The following is a 17277-nucleotide window of genomic DNA, read 5'->3' on the forward strand; positions in this document are numbered from 1 at the left end:
TTCAATCATCGCTGACGGGGACATATACCCGCGCTGCATCCGACAGTTTCTGCGTGAATTCGGCGACATGGCTGTCGTCGATCACCAGCGGCGGCAGGACGCGGACGACGTTGTCGCCGGCCGCCACCGTCAGCAGCCCGTGATGGTCGCGGCAATGCGCGACGAAGCGGCGGCTGTCGCTCTTCAGCTTCAGCCCGAGCATCAGGCCGCGACCGCGCACCTCCTGAAACAGGTGATCGTGGTTGGGGATCATCTGTTCGAGCGAGGCGCGCAGCCGTTCGCCCATCTGCGTGACGTGGTCGAGGAAACCGTCGGCGTGGATCACGTCCAGCACCGCCTCGCCCGCCGCCATCGCCAGCGGGTTGCCGCCATAGGTGGAGCCGTGCGTGCCCGCGACCATGCCGCGCGCCGCCTGTTCGGTGGCGAGACATGCGCCGAGCGGGAAGCCGCCGCCGATACCCTTGGCCACGGCCATGATGTCGGGCGTGATGCCGTAGAGTTCGTGCGCGAAGAACTTGCCGGTGCGGCCATACCCGCACTGCACCTCGTCCAGCACCAGCAGCAGGCCGTGCTCGTCGCAGGCCGCGCGCAGGCCGCGCAGGAACTCCTCGCTGCCCGCCATCAGGCCGCCTTCGCCCTGGATCGGCTCGACCAGGAAGCCGGCAGTGCTGTCGTCGACCAGTGCCAGCGCGGCGGCGAGATCGTTGAACGGCGCGTACTTGAAGCCGGGCAGCAGCGGCTCGAACCCGTCGCGCATCTTCGCCTGATTGGTGGCGGAGATCGTCCCCAGCGTGCGGCCATGGAACGCGTTGTTGAAGGTGATGAGGGTGTGACGCTCCGGATTGCCGCCCGCGAAATGATAGCGGCGCGCGGTCTTGATCGCGCACTCGACCGCCTCGGCACCCGAATTGGTGAAGAATACCGTGTCCGCGAAGGTGGTGTCGACCAGCCGTTGCGCCAGCCGCTCCCCCTGCGGACTGCCATAGAGATTCGACACGTGCATCAGCGTCGCCGCCTGATCCGCGATCGCCTTCACCAGATGCGGGTGGCCGTGGCCGAGCGCGTTGACCGCGATGCCGCTGGCGAAGTCGAGATACTGCTGCCCGTCCTCCCCGTACAGGTAGACGCCCTCGCCTCGGACCGGACGCACCCCGCACCGCGGATAGACGGGCATCAGGGGGGTGATGGTCACGACGACGACTCCTTCAAACAGCAAAGGGCGGCCCGAACCGGACCGCCCGGCCGTGACGATACCGAACGCGGTGGCGGGCCGTCAACAGGAGGTGGCGAATGGTCCCGAAGGTCACGGGATATCGCGTGAAGACGGGACCTTTCGCCGACACCCGCCCGCCGGCCCGTCGACCATGACCCGGCGTAGCGCGATCGGGGTACTGTAGGACAGGCCCGACCGTCGATTCGATCGACCCCGCCCCCGGATCAGTGCTGCCCCCGGATCAGTCCTGCGTCCGGATCAGTGCTGCGTCCGGATCAGTGTTGCGCCCGGATCAGTCCTGGGCCCAGTCGCCGTGACCATGGCCGATGGTCGCCTTCATGCCGCTGCCGTTCGCGCCCGCCGCGCCTTCCCACCAATAGGGTTTGCGCCGGAAGCTGCCCGTCGCGACCTCGTTCAGCGTCGCCGCGTCGTACAGCCGGCCGCCCAGCATCACCTGGCGCACCTTGTCGCTGTTGCGGATGTCGACCGTCGGGTCGGCGTCGAGCACGACGAGATCGGCCAGCTTGCCCACCTCCAGCGAGCCGACATCCTTCGCATAGCCGAGCGAGGTCGCGGGCATGATCGTGCCCGCGCGCAACGCCTCGACCGGGGACCAGCCGCCGCGCACGAAGCTCCACATCTCCCAATGCGCGCCCAGCCCCGCCTGCTGCCCGTGCGCGCCGATCGATACCTGCACGCCCTTGTCCGCCAGCTTCTTCGCCTCGCGCGCGCTGGCCGCGTCGACATAATCCTCCTCCGGCGCGATCTCCCGTCGGGCGTTCTGCGCCGCGAGCGCCGCCGGGGGTGCGTGCCGGGTCAATAGCGGATGCCGCCAGACGTCGGTATGCGCGCGCCAGTACGGGTCGCCCGCGGGGCCGCCATAGGTGACGACCAGCGTGGGCGTGTAGTTCGTCTTCGTCTGCGACCAGAGCTGCACCAGATCGGCGTAGAAATGCTCCAGCGGGACGTTGTGCTCGACGGTCGAATTGCCGTCCTGCACCAGGCTGACGTCCATCGTGAACAGGGAGCCGCCCTCCGGCACGACCTCCAGCCCCTCCGCCTGCGCGGCCGCGACGACCATCTGGCGTTGCTCGCGACGCGGCTGGTTGTAGTTCTTGACCGAGTGCGCGCCCTGCGCCTTCAGCCGGCGGACATCGGCCAGCGCATCCTCGTAACGGTCGATCTCCGCATAGACGTCGGGCGATTTCGCGCCGTAGATCACCTCGCCCGTCGAGAAGGTGCGCGGCTGGAGCCGGAGCCCGGCGCGCTGCATCTCCGCCGCCGGAAAGATCTCCGCCGACCGCGACGACGGGTCGTGCACCGTCGTCGTCCCGAAAGCGAGGTTCGCCATCGCGGTCCAGTTCTGTTCCGGGATCAGATCGTCCTCCCCCTGCGGCCCGTGCGCGTGCGCGTCGACCAGACCGGGGATGATCGTCTTGCCGGTCACGTCCACCGTGGTCGCGCCGGCGGGGATCGCGATGCCGGCGCGCGGCCCGACCGCGACGATGCGGTCGCCGCGGATCAGGATCGTCGCGTCGTCGACGATGCCGCCGTCGGCGCGCGCCATCGTCACGACGCGCGCGCCGACCAGCGCGACGGTGCCGGTCGGACGCGCGGCGGGCACGTCCATCGACAGCGATATGCCGGTGCGCGGCGCGGGGAATTTCGGCGCGTCCTCCGCCACCGGAGCCGCCGCGAACAGCGCGGCGGTGTCGGCGGAATAGAGCGTCGGCCCCATGCTCCAGTGGATGCGGGTGCCGCCCTGCGACCAGTTGATGAAGTCCGCGCCCTCCGCACTGACGCGCGTGACGGGCAACGGCCCGCCCTTGCGATCGATCTCCACCGCCTGTTTGCCGGGCAGCAGCGGGACCACGAACGCCTCGTAATTCTGGCGGAACGCGACGTAATCGCCGCGCGGGCTGACCTGGAAATCATTGACCAGTTCGCCGGTGGCGTGGACGCGCTCCGCCTGACCGTTCAGGTCGGTGCTGATAAGCTGGCGCTTGTTCTTGTCGGTCCTGAGCAGGAAGACGCGGGCCGGGTCGCTGGCGAACTGCGGCTCGGCGGCGTCCTTCGCGATCCGGACCGGGGGGCCGCCCGCGGCCTCGACCCGATATGCGCCGTTGCCGGGATTGCCGCGCGCCGCCGTCAGCCCGTCGCTTTCCCCCTGTTCGAACACGATCGTCCGGGCGTCGGGCGAGAAGCGCGGGCGGCGGTAATGGCCGGCGACCGTCGTCACCGCGCGCGGTGCGCCGCCGCCGGCGGGGACGGTCCTGATCTGGCCGAGACCGGCGTCGGTCCAGCCGACGAACACGATCTGCCGGCCGTCGCGCGACCAGCTCGGCCACAACTCCATCTCGTCGGCCCCGCGCGTCAGCCGCCGGGGCGCGCCGCCGGCCACCGGCCGGACCCACAGCTTGCCGAGCGTCTCGAACACGATCTGCCGGCCGTCCGGGGAGACGCCGGCCCAGCGCGGCATCTTCGTGACGACGCGGTCGGGGGAAACCTCGACCGCCGGATGCGTCGCGTCGATCACCACCCGCGTGTCGGCGACGTGGAACGGGATCACCGCCGCGCCCGAACCGTCGGCATCGACGCGGCGCAGCTTGCCGCCCGCCCAGAACACGACCGACCGGTCGTCCGGCGTCCACGCCATGTTCGGATAGACGCCGGTGATCGCCCAGGTTTCCTGCACGTCGCGGTCGAGCGCGTCGTAGATCACGCGCTCGATCCCGGTGGCGAAATCCTTGACCCACAATCTGGTGCGGTTGTCCTGTCGCCGGACGAAAGCGATGCGTTTGCCGTCATGCGCGGGCGTCGGGCGAACCGATCCGCCGACACCGGAGACCGCCGTCTCCACCTCGCCCGTGTCGAGGTCGTAGCGTTCGATGTCAAACAGGTCGGTGCGCGAGTTCTGCGCATATTCGAACACCGGGCCGGGCGTGACGTTGCGCGTATAATAGATGCTCTTGCCGTCCGGCGCATAGACGGGTTCGCCCAGCTCCTTCTGCAACTGTTCGCTGGCGCGCTTGACGAGTTGCACCCCGCCGCCGCCCGATGCGTGGTACAGCCACACTTCGCCCGTCCCGAGGCTGCGGCCGGTGGTGAAATGCTTGCGCGCGGCGATGAAGCGACCGTCCGGGCTCCATGTCGGCTGGCCGAGCAGGCGGAAATCCTCCTTCGTCACCTGACGCTTGTCGGAGCCGTCGAGGTTCATCACCCAGATATTGTCGCCGCCGCCGCGATCGGAGGTGAAGGCGACGCGCCTTCCGTCCGGCGAGAAGCGCGGCTGATGCTCGAACGCCAGACCGTCGGCGATGCGGGTCGGCGTGCCGCCCGCGACCGGCATCGTGTAGATGTCGCCGAGCAGGTCGAACGCGACCAGCCGCCCGTCCGGCGACACGTCGACGTTCATCCAGCTTCCCTCCTCGACGTCGATCCGCACGTCGCGCGTACGCAGGCCGCGGGGGGCGGTGACATCCCATTTCGGCGGCTTGGCGTCGGTTTTGGCGATCGTGTCGACTGCGGGTGCAGGTGCGGATGGCGCGGGCGATGCCGGCGGCACCGGCAGGGGCGCCACCGTCGCGCCGGGATCGTCCTTGCGGATGGCCTGATCCTCGGGCGCCTGCGTGGCCTCCACGGGGTTCCGGACGGGGGCGGGAGCGATCTGGGCGGTGAGTTCGCCCGCGAACAGGCACAGGGCGACGGCGGTGGCGGCACGGTACATTGTGGCGGATCCCCTTGTTCCGCGACATCTTTTAACGCCCGATCGCGCGCCGTCACGCCCCGATCTGGCGCTGTAGCGGCGACGCCGTATTCGGGGCGGACGATTCCATACCTATATCGGGCCTTCGACGAAGCGGAGTACAGATGATGAAAGCGGTTCGAATCCATCGATATGGCGATGCCGACGTGCTCGATTACGACGACGGGGTGCCCGAACCGGCGGTCGGTCCCGACACCGTCCTGATCCGGTCGGTCGCGACCAGCGTGAACCCGATCGACTGGAAGATCCGGTCCGGCGCGCGGCAGAAGGACTTCCCGCTGGATCTGCCCGCGATCCTGGGGAGGGACGTGAGCGGGATCGTCGAGGCGGTCGGGCAGGAGGTCCGGACCTTCCGGCCGGGCGATCGGGTGATCGCGCTGGCCGATGCCGCCTATGCGGAGCTGGTGGCGGTGCCGGAGGCGCTGGTGACGCACCTGCCGGACGGCGTCGATCCGATCGACGCCGCGGCCATTCCGCTCGTCGTGCTGACGGGGGATCAACTCGTCCGGCTGGTCGTGCGGGCGCAGGCGGGACAGACGATCCTCGTCAGCGGCGCGCTGGGCAGCGTCGGCCGCGCGGCGGTGCACAGCGCGAAGAAACTCGGCGCGAGGGTCATCGCCGGCGTCCGCGCCCGGCAACTGGCGGAGGCGGAGGGTCTGGGAGCCGACGCCACCGTCGCGCTGGACGATGCGGCGGCGCTCGATGCGCTGGAGCCGGTCGACGGCGTCGCCGACACGGTGGGTGGTGCGGTCGCCGCGACCTTGCTGGGCAAGGTCAAGGCCGGTGGCCGGTTCGGCTATGCCTCCGTCCTGCCGGACGATGCGGCCAGGCCGGCAGGGGTCGAGATCGGCCGCGTCTTCGCGAAGCCCGACGCCGCCAAGCTGCGCGAATTCGCCGACGACATCCGCGACGGACGCTTCGTCCTGCCCGTCAGCCAGCGCCTGCCGCTGGCCGAGGTGCGCGCGGCGCACGCGCGGCTGGAGCAGGGCGGCGGCGGCAAGATCGTGCTGATCCCCTAGCCGGTTACGGCGTCAGGCGGGCACGCGTTCGATCAGCAGGGCGACCCCCTGCCCGACGCCGACGCACATGCAGGCGATCGCATAGCGGCCACCCACGACGTGCAGTTGCTCCACCGCGGTCATCGCGATGCGCGCGCCCGACATGCCCAGCGGATGACCGAGCGCGATGGCACCGCCGTTCGGGTTGACGCGGGGGTCGGCGGGATCGACGTTCAGGTCGCGCAGGACGGCGATCGCCTGCGCGGCGAAGGCTTCGTTCAGCTCGATGACGTCGATCCGGTCGAGCGTCAGGCCGCCGAGCCTCAGCACCTTTCGCACGGCCTCGACCGGGCCGATGCCCATCACGCGCGGCGCGACGGCGGACGATGCCATCGCGATCACGCGTGCCCGCGGGATCAGGCCGTTCGCCCGCGCCGCCGCCTCCGACGCGACCAGCATCGCCGCCGCGCCGTCGTTCAGGCCGGACGCGTTGCCGGCGGTCACGGTGCCGCCCGCATGGACGACGGGCCTGAGCTTCGCCAGCGCCTCCGCGTTCGTGGCGCGCGGATGTTCATCCCGATCGATGCGGACGGGATCGCCCTTCTTCTGCGGAACCATGACCGGCACGATCTCGACGGCGAAGCGGCCGTTCGCCTGCGCGGCCGCGGCCCGGGTCTGGCTGGCGAGGGCGAAGGCGTCCTGATCCTCGCGGCTGACCTGCCATTCCGCGGCGACGTTCTCCGCGGTTTCCGGCATGGAGTCGACGCCGTATGCGTGGCGCATCGCCGGGTTGACGAACCGCCAGCCGAGCGTGGTGTCCTCGATCGCCTGCGCGCGGTCGAACGCGCTGGCGGCCTTGCCCAGCACATAGGGTGCGCGCGTCATCTGTTCGACGCCGCCCGCGATCATCATCGCGGCATCGCCGCTGCGGATCGCCTGCGCGGCCATGCCGACCGCGTTGAGGCCGGACGCGCAGAGACGGTTGACGGTCGCGCCCGGGACCTGCGGCGGCAACCCGGCGAGCAGCACCGCCATGCGAGCGACGTTGCGATTGTCCTCGCCCGCCTGATTGGCGCAGCCGAGGATACAGTCGTCGACCGCCGCCCAGTCGACGCCGGGATTGCGATCGATCAGCGCCGCGATCGGCAGCGCGGCGAGATCGTCCGCACGGATCGTGGCGAGCGCGCCGTTCAGGCGACCGATCGGCGTGCGGACGGCATCGCAGATAAAGGCGTGGGTCATGCTGTGGTCCCCTCCGGTGCGGCGTCGCGGTCGGCCGTGCGGCGCGTTGCCGCCCTGGCGACTATGGCCGCGACGACCGGGTGACCGCAACCTTGCCGGACCCGGCGCGAGTACCGGTCGATGCCGGGTCCTCACTCCACCTTGCGGAGGGGTTCGACCACGGCGGCGATGTCGTGGTCGGCGAACCCCTGCCCGGCCGCCGCGTCGAACCGCGCCCGCGCCGCGACCGCCAGGTCGGAGGTGATGCCGAACGCCTCGAGTGCCTGCGCCGCATAGGCGAGGTCCTTCGCCATCAGCGGGACGAGGAAATGCGGATCATAGGCGCGGTCGACCATCCGTCCCGACACCGCGCCGACGATCGGGCTGCCGGGTGCGCCGCTGGTCAGCAGCCCGACGGCGGTCTTCACGTCGAGGCCGCTGCGCTCGATCGCGCCCATCGCCTCCGCCAGACTGGCGACCTGGACGCCGCAGAGGAAGTTGTTGATGAGCTTCAGCGTCGCGCCGCTGCCGCTCGGCCCGAGCAAAAAGCTTTCGCTGCCCAGCACGTCGAGCACCGGCCGCGCCCGGTCGAGCGTCGCCGCATCGCCGCCGACGAGGAAGCGCAACGCGCCGCCCGCGGCCTGGATACGGCTGCCGGTGACGGGCGCGTCGAGGAAACCAACGCCCCGCGCCTGCGCCTCGCCGGCCAGCGCGACGGTCCAGTCGCGGGTCAGGGTGCTGCATTCGATCCCGACCGCGCCGGCCCGCATCGCCGCGAGCGCACCGCCCTGCCCCAGACTGCCCTGCCCCAGACTGGCCTGCCCCAGACTGGCCTGCCCCAGACTGGCCTGCCCCAGCCAGACGGCGCGCGACGCGTCGTCGTCCGACAGCATGGCGATGACGACATCGGCCCCGTTTACGGCATCGGCGGGATCGGTCGCGACGCGTGCGCCGGCATCGCCCAGCGCCGCCGACCGGGCGGGATTGCGGTTCCACACGGTGACCGGAAAACCGTTGTCGAGCAGCCGGCGCGCCATGCCCGCCCCCATGATGCCCAGTCCCAGCACCGCAACATTCGTCGTCGTCATCACCCGGTCACCTCGAATTTGGACAAAGCCGCCTCGTCGATCTCCAGCCCCAGACCCGGGACATCGTCGTCGAGGTCGATATAGCCGTCGCTGGCCATCGGCTCACCCTTGAAGATATACCAGAACAGCTCGTTCCCGACCTCGACATCGACGGGCGGAAAGAATTCCGCGATCGGCGAATTCAGGCTGGCCATCACGACGTGGTAATTGTGCATCTGCCCCGCGTGCGGCACGACCGGAATGGAATAGGCCTCCGCCAGCGCCTGGATCTTGCGCGCGGCGGTGATGCCGCCGACGCGGTTGGTGTCGAACTGGATATAGTCGAGCGCCTTCGCCTCGATCAGCTGGCGGAAACCGTAGCTGGTGAACTCATGCTCCCCCGCCGCGATCGGGGTGCTGCCGAACCGGCGCAGCTCGTGATAGCCGTGGATGTCGTCGGGGATGATCGCCTCTTCCAGCCAGCGCAGGTTGAACGGCTCCAGCAGGCGCATCATCCGCTTCGCGTAATCGAGGCTCCAGCCCATATAGGCGTCGGCCATCACGTCGATCTCGTCGCCCACCGCCTCACGCACCGTGCGGACGAGGTCGATGTTGCGCGCCATGCCCGCCGCCCCGTCGACCGGTCCCCAGCCGAACCGCAGCTTCATCGCGCCATACCCTTGCGCCTTGTAGCGCGTCGCCTCGGCGGCGAGATCGTCCAGCCCGATCGAATAGAGGCGGCTGGCATAGACGGGGATGCGCGGCTTGGTCCGCCCGCCCATCAGGCGATAACAGGGCTGCTTCGCGGCCTTGCCCATCAGGTCCCACAGCGCGATGTCGACCGCGGAAATGGCGACCATCGCCACCCCCTTGCGCCCGAAGGCCATCGTCTTGCGGTACATGTGCTGCCACAGGAACTCCGTGTCCCACGGGTTCTGCCCGATCAGCAGCGGCGCCAGATACTGGTCGATCACCTGCTTCGTGACGAGCGGCGACAGCGCGGCGTTGCCGATCCCGACCAGCCCGGCGTCGGTGAAGATCTCGACGATCAGCCAGCCGTGGAAGGTGAAGGTGCCCATCGTGTCGCGCGTCATCATCGGCGACACGAGGTCCATCGGGTTGGTGCAGAAATGCGGCGGCAGCGCCTGCGTGGCCCCCTGCCACTGGACGACGCGGGTACGGACTTCGGTGATCTTCACGGACGGACCTTTCGGCTGAAATCGAGTTGGCGGATGGTCGGGATCGTCGCGCAGATCAGCGCGAACGCCGCGACGTGGAGGGAGGCGGCGACGATCAGCACGGGGGTGTAGCCATGGCCGGCATCGAGCGCCCAGCCCGCGGCCTGCCCCATGACGATGCCGCCGAACGCGCCGCCCATGCCGACCAGCCCGGCGAGGCGGCCCAGCACCGCGCGCGGCACCAGATCGGTCGGCAGCGTCATGACGAGCGTCGACCAGCTCTGCTGACCGGCGAAGGCGAGGCTGAACAGCGCGATTACCGCCGGGATGGCGTGTGTCGTGGGCACGAACATCACCCACGGCATCATCGCCGCGCTGAGGCCCAGCGCGATCTTGCGCGCGGCGTTGACGGAGCGCCCGCCCGCCATCAGCCGGCTCGACAGCCAGCCGCCGAGCAGGCTGCCGATCCCCGCCGCGGCATAGGGTATCCAGCCGATCGTCGCGGCCTGTTTCAGGTCGAAGGCATGCGCCTCGAACAGATATTTGGGCAGCCAGAACAGGTAGAAATACCATGCTCCGTCGCTCAGGAACTTGGCCCCGACGACGCCCAGCACTTCCCGCCGCGCCAGCAGCGCGCGGAGCGACGGGGCGGGGCCTGTCTCCACTACGGTGTCAACCTGCACGCCGGGCGGCAGGCGATAGCGGACGAACCACCAGCCGGCCCATGCCAGGCCGAAGCCGCCGGTGACGAAGAACACCCAGCGCCAGCTCGCCAGACCCAGCCAGTCGCCGTGCAGCAGGATCAGCGCGATCAGCGGCGGCGCGATCACCGCACCGACTGCGGTGCCGGCGTTGATGAGGCCGATCGCGGCGGCGCGATCCTTCGGCGCGAACCATTCGGCGACGGCGCGGGTCGCGGCGGGAAAGCCGCCGCCCTCGCCCACGCCGAGCAGCAGCCGGCTGGCGGCCAGCGCGACGACCCCGCCGGCCAGACCGTGGCTGGCACAGGCCAGCGACCAGAAGATCATGATGCCCAGAAAGCCGCGCCGCGTCCCGACCCGGTCGAGCAGCCAGCCGCCGCCCAGATACATCAGGCCATAGGTGGCGAGGAACGCGCTATCCAGCGCCGCCTTGGTCTGGTTCCCGATCGGGATATCCGCCTCGATATGCTTGATCGCCCAGGGCAGCGTCTGGCGATCGAGATAGCTGATCGCGATCGCCGTCGCGATCAGCAGCGCGATCCCCCAGCGTCCGGCGTGGCGCACCTGCCCCTCGCCGGACGCCGGACCGACCCCGCCATTCCGGGCGTCAGCGGCCATCGATCACCACCAGCGCCACGCCCTGCCGCGCCAGACGGACGTCGAGCGTCGTCGCGCCTTTCGCGCCGCGAACCGGCGTCAGCGTTTCGGGCCGGAGTTTCGACGCTTCCTCCAGCTTGGCATACAGGTCCTGGTTCGGCGACTGCACCGATCCCAGCCGCTTCCATTCGGCGAAGGAGTTGGCGTGGTCGCCGTCGATCCGCCACAGGGTCGCGCCGCCGCCCTTGCCGCCGCGCCGCTTCAGCCCGTCGATCGTCAGCCGGATCGCGGCGTCTGGGCCGGGCAGGTCGTCGTCGTGATAATGCCACAACAGCACCGCGACCTTGCCGTCGCTGGTGCGCGTCGCCAGCGTGCCGACGTCCGCCGGCCCGCGCACGCCCTCCGTCATCACTGTGTCCAGCGGCAGTTGCGCGTCGCTGGTCGCGGTCAGCCGCTCGGTGCCGAGCCTGGCGAACAGGCGGAACACGTTCAGCACCGGCAGGTCGACGCCGTTGGTCGACAGCTGGCGATAGCCCGCGAACCACGGCTGATCCTCGAACTCGAAGGACCAGGACAGCACGCCCTCCAGATTCACCCGCCGCCGCGCCGCCAGTTCCCAGATGCGCGCGAAGCTGGCCGCCGTGTAGCTGGAATACATCGTGCCGTTGCGATAGTCGTTGGACCGGCCCGGACAGGCGGCGCACCCCTCCGGATCGCTTTCGCCGATCACCACCGGCTTGGTCGCGAGCGACGGGATCGCGGTGACCTTCACGAAGCCGCGGTCCGCCTCCTTCAGGTGCGTGGAGATGCCCATCCGGACGTGGTCGTCGACGAAGCTCGGCTGGCCCTTGGCGTGGAAGGACAGGAAATCGGTCGGCGTCCCCGTCTGGCCGGTGACGTAGTTTTTGCCCGACGACACGTGCTTCAGGAACCCGTCCATGAAACTGCCGCCCGCGCCCGCGACGTCCGGCCCGCCGACCTTCGCGGTCGGCAGCGCGCGCCGCACCGCGTCGATCGCGAAGTCGTGCAGCTTGTAGAATTCGTCGGGGCTGCCCTGCCAGTAGAAGTTGGAATTGGGCTCGTTCCAGACCTCGAAATACCAGCGCTCGACCTCCGCCCGGCCGTAGCGTTCGACGTTGTGCTGCGTCCAGCGATAGACCAGCTCCGCCCATTTCTCGTAGCTTTTGGGTGGATAGGTCCAACCCGTCGCGATCAGCTTGTAGTCGAAACCGGGCCGCCACAGATGCTGGTACGGCATGCCGGGGGGCGCGGTCGACATCGCCTCCGGCATGAACCCGATCTGGAGATAGGGCCGCACGCCGCGCGCCAGATAGGCGTCGATGATCCCGTCCACGACCGTCCAGTCGTAGACGGGCTTGCCGTCCCGGGTCTCGGTATAGGCGTTGGTGCTGCCCCATTTGAATGCGGGCGTACCGTCGCCGGTGCTGAGCAGATTGTGCGCGCGGAAGAACACCTCGCCCGATTTCAGCTTGCCGAGTTCGACCAGCAGCTTCCGCCCGTCCTTCATCGTCGCATAGTTCGGCTCGTCCGCGCCGAAGAAGCGCCACACCGGCGGCAGCGTGCCCGCCGGCCGGTCCGCCTGCACCGTCACCGCGACCGGCCGCGGCGGCGCATCCCCCTGCGCCATGGCCGGCATCGTCCAGATCGCGGCGACGGTCGCGGTGGCCGTCCACAGATGCTTCATCGGGATATCCTTTCCAAAGGGGTGGATCACAGCCGCGCCCGGAAGCCGACCGCGAACGTCCGTGTGTAGAGCACCGTATCACGCGGATAGAGCGCCGGGTCGGTGAACGACGTCTGGTACAGGTCGCGCAGGATGTTCGTCGCGTCGAACACCACCGTGAATTGCGGATTGATGTCGTAGGCGATCGACACGTCGAGATTGTTGATCGCGCCGTTGGTGATGCCGTTCGGATTGACGCCGGTGAAGTGCAGCCCGGCATTGTATTCGTCGCGCCAGACATAGGAGGCCCGCGCCGACAGCCCGTCCTTTTCGTAGATCAGCGTCCCCGTCGCCGAATATTTCGACACGTTCTGGAACGGGATCGTCAGGAAACCGGTGACACCCGGCAATGGCGAGAACGCCTTGTTCTTGCCGTCGATATACGTGCCGTTGGCGCTGATGCCGAAGCCGTCGAGGAATTTGGGGAAGAGCGTGATCCCGCCCTCGATTCCGGTCAGCTTGCCCGATCCGGAGTTCTCGGGCCGGGTGATCTGGTATGTGCCGTTGTCGGCGCCGAGATAGTCGATATCGAAATTGCTGGTCACCGACTGGATGAAGCCGCTGACCTTGCGGTGGAAGAAGGTGGCGGTGATCGAACTGGTGCGATCGATGTACCATTCCAGCGCGACGTCGTAATTGGTCGAGCGGACCGGTTTCAGTTCCGCATTGCCGCTGGTGCCGCGGCCGAACGGCTGCTGTCCGGGTACCGGCGGCGTCAGCGTCAGCGCCGGATTCAGCTGCGCGAAGCTGGGCCGGGTGATCGTGCGGCTCGCCGAACCGCGCAGGAAGACGGTGTCGGTGATCCGGTAGCGCGCCGCGAGGCTGGGCAGCACGTCGGTGCTCCTGTTCTCGATCGTGACGGGCGTAGTCGCGCCGCGCAGGACGAGAAAGGCGTTCGACGTGATGTCCGTCTGGATGACGCGCGCGCCGGCCTGTCCGTCGAACCGGCCGATCTCGAAGCTCGCCTGACCATAGCCGGCATAGCTGTTCTCACGGATGTCGAAATGCTGCGTGTCCTGGAACGCCGGGTCGCCCGCCGGCAGTCCGAAGCGCTGGCGCAACGCACCGGTCCCGTCGAGCAGCGCCTCGGTCGCGGGCGTCGCCCATTGCCGGACATAGGGGCGCACCCCCTTGAAGAAACCACCCGGCGTCGTGGTCATCAGGCCGGGAATCGAGTTCGCACGCACGCTCAGGCAACGGACCGCGCCGGTGGCGGAGCAATTGACGATCTGCGTGAACGAATCCGAATTGGCCGTGCGCCGGTTGAGCCGCGCACCGGCGGCCAGTTCGGTGAAGATCCACAACGGATCCTTGTACTTCACGTCGCCGCGCCACGTATATTCCTCGCCCAGCGCCTCCGTCCGGCTGGTGCTGAGCCGGGACAGGAAATAGCGCGACGGATCGGCGATATCGTCGAACGGCAGGGTGAAGGTCGGCGTGCCGCTCCCCTCGAAATTGAAGGCTCCGTCGGTGCGCCGCGCGGTGAAGTCGATATCCAGGTTGGTGGCGAGATCGGTCGCCTCCGAACGGGTGTACGACCCTTCGGAAAAGATCGACCACGCACCCGCCGTCCACTCGCCGCCCAGCGCCCCCTGCCAGCGGTCGGCGTTGTTGACGTAGGCGGCGCCGAAATTGGCGACGCGGCCATTGGCGATGCTGACGCGGTCGACCAGCTTGGTGTCGCCGAAGAAGGTCAGCGGCGCGAGCAGCGTGCCGTTCATCGACGTGAAGTTCTGGTGCGCGTTGCCGCGGTCGCGAAAGCCGTAGAACAGGCCGTCGGCGAAGATCGTCAAGTCGCTGCTCGGTGCCCATTGCAGCGTCGCATTGACCGCCGGCCGCTGCCGTTCCCCGATCCGGTCGATGCCGCCGATCACATCGGTGCGGAATACGCGGGGATCGGTCGCGCTGGTGCCGCGCGGATCGAGCGGAACGCCAGGCGTGTAGGGCGCACGGCTGTTGTCGAGATTATAGCCGAAGAAGCCGCCGCCGTAGATCGTCTCGTCCCGGTAGCGGGTCTGGTGGAACGACCCGCTGATGAGCGCGCCGATCTCGCCGATGCCGGTCGACCAGCGGTTCGACAGCAGGATGCTGGCATACGGATCGATCGTGTCCGGCTGCTCGCTATACACCTGCCGCGCCGCCACCGCGAACTGCGCGCCCTTGAAATCGAAGGGCCGCCGCGTGCGGACGTTGATGAGGCCGGCGATGCCGCCCTCGATCTGGTCGGCGGAGCGCGATTTGTAGACGTCGACGCCCGCGACCAGATCGGCCGGAACGTCGGCGAGCGAGAGCGAGCGTCCGGTCGTGCTGAAGATGTTGCGCCCGTTCACGACGGTGACGACGTCCGGCAGGCCGCGGATCAGCACGGTCGCGGATTCGCCGCGCGCGCGGGGCGATACCTGCACGCCGGGGACGCGCTGCAACGCCTCCACCACATTGTTGTCGGGCAGCTTGCCGATGTCCTCGGCAACGACGGAATCGACGATCTGACGCGCGTTGCGCTTGATCGCCTGCGCCGAGGAAAGGCTGGCGCGGACGCCGGTCACGACGATGTCGTCGCCGGCCGCCTGATCGCCCCCGCCCTCGCGACCGAGCGAGTCCGTGACCGACGGCGGCGTTTCCGCCTGAACGGCCGGCGCGGCGGCAGCCGGCGCCGCATCGGTTTGTACCTGCCCCGTCGCAAGCGCCAGCGCGGACGCGCCGGCATAGACGATCCCGTAGATCATGACATCCTCCTCCCGACCGTCTTTAGCAACGGTGTTTTCTATTTCTCGTACTAGATTGATGGAGCTTGAATGGTTTGTAAAGCCTCGATCGTCGATATTCTCGTACTAGATTGACGCGGCGGGCCAGCGGCAGGCTTGACGAGGCCGGTGGATACGTTCCACCTCGCCCGATGGAGATGATCGAGGCCCCGTTCGGACGCATGCGGTTCGGTGCCGAGCGGCCCAAGGGTATCCACAGCGGGATCGCGCACGATCTGGGGATCGCCATCGTCAGCGGCGTCCACCTGCCCGGCGACGTCCTGTCCGGGGAGGAGCGGTTCAGCGCCGACAACAATGTCTCGCGCACCGCCTATCGCGAGGCGATCCGCATTCTCGCCGCAAAGGGCCTCGTCTACAGCCGCACGAAAAGCGGGACGCGGGTCAGCCCGCGCGAGCGGTGGAACATGCTCGACCTCGACGTGCTGGCGTGGATGTTCGAAGCCGGGCCGACGCCGCAACTGATCCGCGACATCTTCGAACTGCGCCGTATCGTCGAACCGGCCGCGGCCGAACTGGCGGCGGAACGGCGCGACGAGCGTGAACTGGCGCGGATGGGGCATGCGCTGGAGGAGATGGCGCATCACGGGCTCGCCGATCCGGTCGGCCGCGCCGCCGACGAGGCGTTTCATTATCTGATTCTGAAGGCGACGCGGAACGAGCCGCTGATGACGCTGTCCACGTCGATCGCCGCCGCCGTCGAATGGACCACCGCGTTCGCGCGCCAGACGCCGCATCAGATGCGGGATCCCATGCCGGATCATCACGCCGTCTATGCGGCCCTCGTCCGCAGCGATCCGGAGGAAGCGCGGTCGCAGATGGCGAAGCTGGTCCGGAACGCGTCGGAGGATGCGGGCCTGTCTCCGCGCCGCGCCTGATCGCCGACACCCACCGGTCGGGTCGGGATACGGGGGTGGACCGTCCGCCCCGGTCGGCGCGTTGAGCGGGTGATGGCACGACGCTGGTTTCCCCACCGCGACACCCGGATCGGGAGGTTGGCGGCTTCGCCTCGCGTCCGCACCGTCGGCGCGGCGCTGCTGATGCTGGTCGTCGTCGTCGTGGCGATCGGCGCGCTGCGGCAGATCCTGTCGGGGCTGAGCTGGGCAGACATCCGCGGCGAGCTGGCGCGCATCCCGCCCGGTCGCATCGCGCTGTCGGTGGGGCTGACCGTCGCCAGCTATATCGTGCTGACCGGGTACGACGTCGTGTCGCTGCGGATCATCCGGCGGCCGGTGCCGTATCGCACCGCGGCGCTGGCGTCGTTCACCAGCTATATCTTCAGCCATAATTTCGGCTTTGCGGTCCTGACGGGCGGCGCGGCGCGGCTGCGCATCTATCGCCGCCACGGGCTGACCCTGGGGGAGGTCGCGCAGATCATGGCGATGACCGGCGTCACCTTCTGGATGGGCGTCCTGCTGCTGCTCGGCATCGGCTTCGTCACGGTTCCGGACGCGCTCGCGATCGGCGGCTGGGGGATCGGCCACGGCTATCAGGCGGGCATCGGATTGCTGATCCTCGCCGCGCTGGCCGGCTATGTCGCGATCCTGCACCGGCGCGCGGGCCAGGCGCTGACCCTGTTCGGATGGACGCTGGTCCTGCCCTCCCCCCGGATCGCGGCGGTGCAGTTCCTCCTCGCCGCCGTCGACCTGACGCTGGCGACGGCGGCCCTGTTCGTGCTGGTGCCCGGCCTGTCGATCGCGGTGTTTCCGGTGATGCTGGTCGGATACCTGCTCGCCTTCCTGTCCGGGCTGCTCGCGCATGCGCCCGGGGGTGTCGGCGTGTTCGAGGCGGTGATGCTGCTCGCCCTGCCCGACGTCGACCGGTCCGCGCTGTTCGCGGCGCTGCTGCTGTTCCGCCTGATCTATTACCTGATCCCGCTGGCGATCGGCATCCTCGTCTTCGCCGCGCACGAACTGCACAGCCGCTGCCATCCGCGTGATGGTGCGGCCGACGAACCGACGACGCCGGCGGTCGCCATGATCCGCACGACCGCCTAAAGCCGGCGGGTCGCGCCCGGCCAGCGGAGTTAC

General features: G+C 69.0%; 11 protein-coding genes. 3 read left to right on the forward strand and 8 right to left on the reverse strand.

Translation table 11 applies throughout. The features are described 5' to 3' along the window. Position 1: 1 nt before the first annotated feature. Together ASG07_RS11455 and ASG07_RS11460 are read right to left on the reverse strand one after the other, a co-directional pair. A complete protein-coding gene (locus ASG07_RS11455; protein WP_055847011.1) occupies positions 2–1192 on the reverse strand; it encodes an aspartate aminotransferase family protein in 1191 nt (396 codons plus the stop codon). 313 nt (positions 1193–1505) lie between these two features. Next, positions 1506–4940 carry an amidohydrolase family protein gene (locus ASG07_RS11460; RefSeq protein WP_055846355.1) on the reverse strand — a complete coding sequence of 1145 codons (3435 nt, stop codon included), beginning with the start codon at positions 4938–4940 and terminating at the stop codon, positions 1506–1508. Between the two features lie 146 nt (positions 4941–5086). On the opposite strand from ASG07_RS11460, the gene ASG07_RS11465 reads away from it, so the two are divergent. Continuing rightward, positions 5087–5998, forward strand: coding sequence for an NADP-dependent oxidoreductase (locus ASG07_RS11465; protein ID WP_055847014.1), 912 nt, complete (start codon positions 5087–5089; stop codon positions 5996–5998). Positions 5999–6010: 12 nt separating this feature from the next. Here the strand turns inward: ASG07_RS11465 and pcaF are convergent, their stop codons facing one another. From pcaF to ASG07_RS11495, 6 genes are all read right to left on the reverse strand, one after another. Continuing rightward, positions 6011–7219, reverse strand: coding sequence for a 3-oxoadipyl-CoA thiolase (gene pcaF, locus ASG07_RS11470; RefSeq protein ID WP_055846359.1), 1209 nt, complete (start codon positions 7217–7219; stop codon positions 6011–6013). Between the two features lie 131 nt (positions 7220–7350). After that, on the reverse strand, positions 7351–8286 hold the full coding sequence (locus ASG07_RS11475; protein ID WP_082474783.1) for an NAD(P)-dependent oxidoreductase: 936 nt from the start codon (positions 8284–8286) through the stop codon (positions 7351–7353). Next, the gene (locus ASG07_RS11480; protein WP_055846362.1) at positions 8286–9464 is read right to left on the reverse strand and encodes an L-rhamnonate dehydratase; all 1179 of its coding nucleotides are present in this window, start codon (positions 9462–9464) and stop codon (positions 8286–8288) included. The genes ASG07_RS11475 and ASG07_RS11480 overlap by 1 nt, the downstream gene beginning before the upstream one ends. Next, the gene (locus ASG07_RS11485; protein ID WP_082474754.1) at positions 9461–10762 is read right to left on the reverse strand and encodes an MFS transporter; all 1302 of its coding nucleotides are present in this window, start codon (positions 10760–10762) and stop codon (positions 9461–9463) included. Before ASG07_RS11485 ends, ASG07_RS11480 begins: the two co-directional genes overlap by 4 nt. Beyond that, positions 10752–12446, reverse strand: a complete 1695-nt coding sequence (locus tag ASG07_RS11490) for a GH39 family glycosyl hydrolase (protein ID WP_055846365.1) — start codon at positions 12444–12446, stop codon at positions 10752–10754. The genes ASG07_RS11485 and ASG07_RS11490 overlap by 11 nt, the downstream gene beginning before the upstream one ends. A gap of 26 nt (positions 12447–12472) precedes the next feature. Further along, positions 12473–15211 carry a TonB-dependent receptor gene (locus ASG07_RS11495; RefSeq protein ID WP_082474755.1) on the reverse strand — a complete coding sequence of 913 codons (2739 nt, stop codon included), beginning with the start codon at positions 15209–15211 and terminating at the stop codon, positions 12473–12475. 176 nt (positions 15212–15387) lie between these two features. Between ASG07_RS11495 and ASG07_RS11500 the strand changes: the two genes are divergently transcribed. Further along, a complete protein-coding gene (locus ASG07_RS11500; protein ID WP_082474784.1) occupies positions 15388–16125 on the forward strand; it encodes a FadR/GntR family transcriptional regulator in 738 nt (245 codons plus the stop codon). 117 nt (positions 16126–16242) lie between these two features. Then, positions 16243–17244, forward strand: a complete 1002-nt coding sequence (locus ASG07_RS11505; RefSeq protein ID WP_055846367.1) for a lysylphosphatidylglycerol synthase domain-containing protein — start codon at positions 16243–16245, stop codon at positions 17242–17244. Positions 17245–17277 lie beyond the last annotated feature (33 nt).

This window comes from Sphingomonas sp. Leaf343 (genome assembly GCF_001423765.1).
Classification (GTDB): domain Bacteria; phylum Pseudomonadota; class Alphaproteobacteria; order Sphingomonadales; family Sphingomonadaceae; genus Sphingomonas.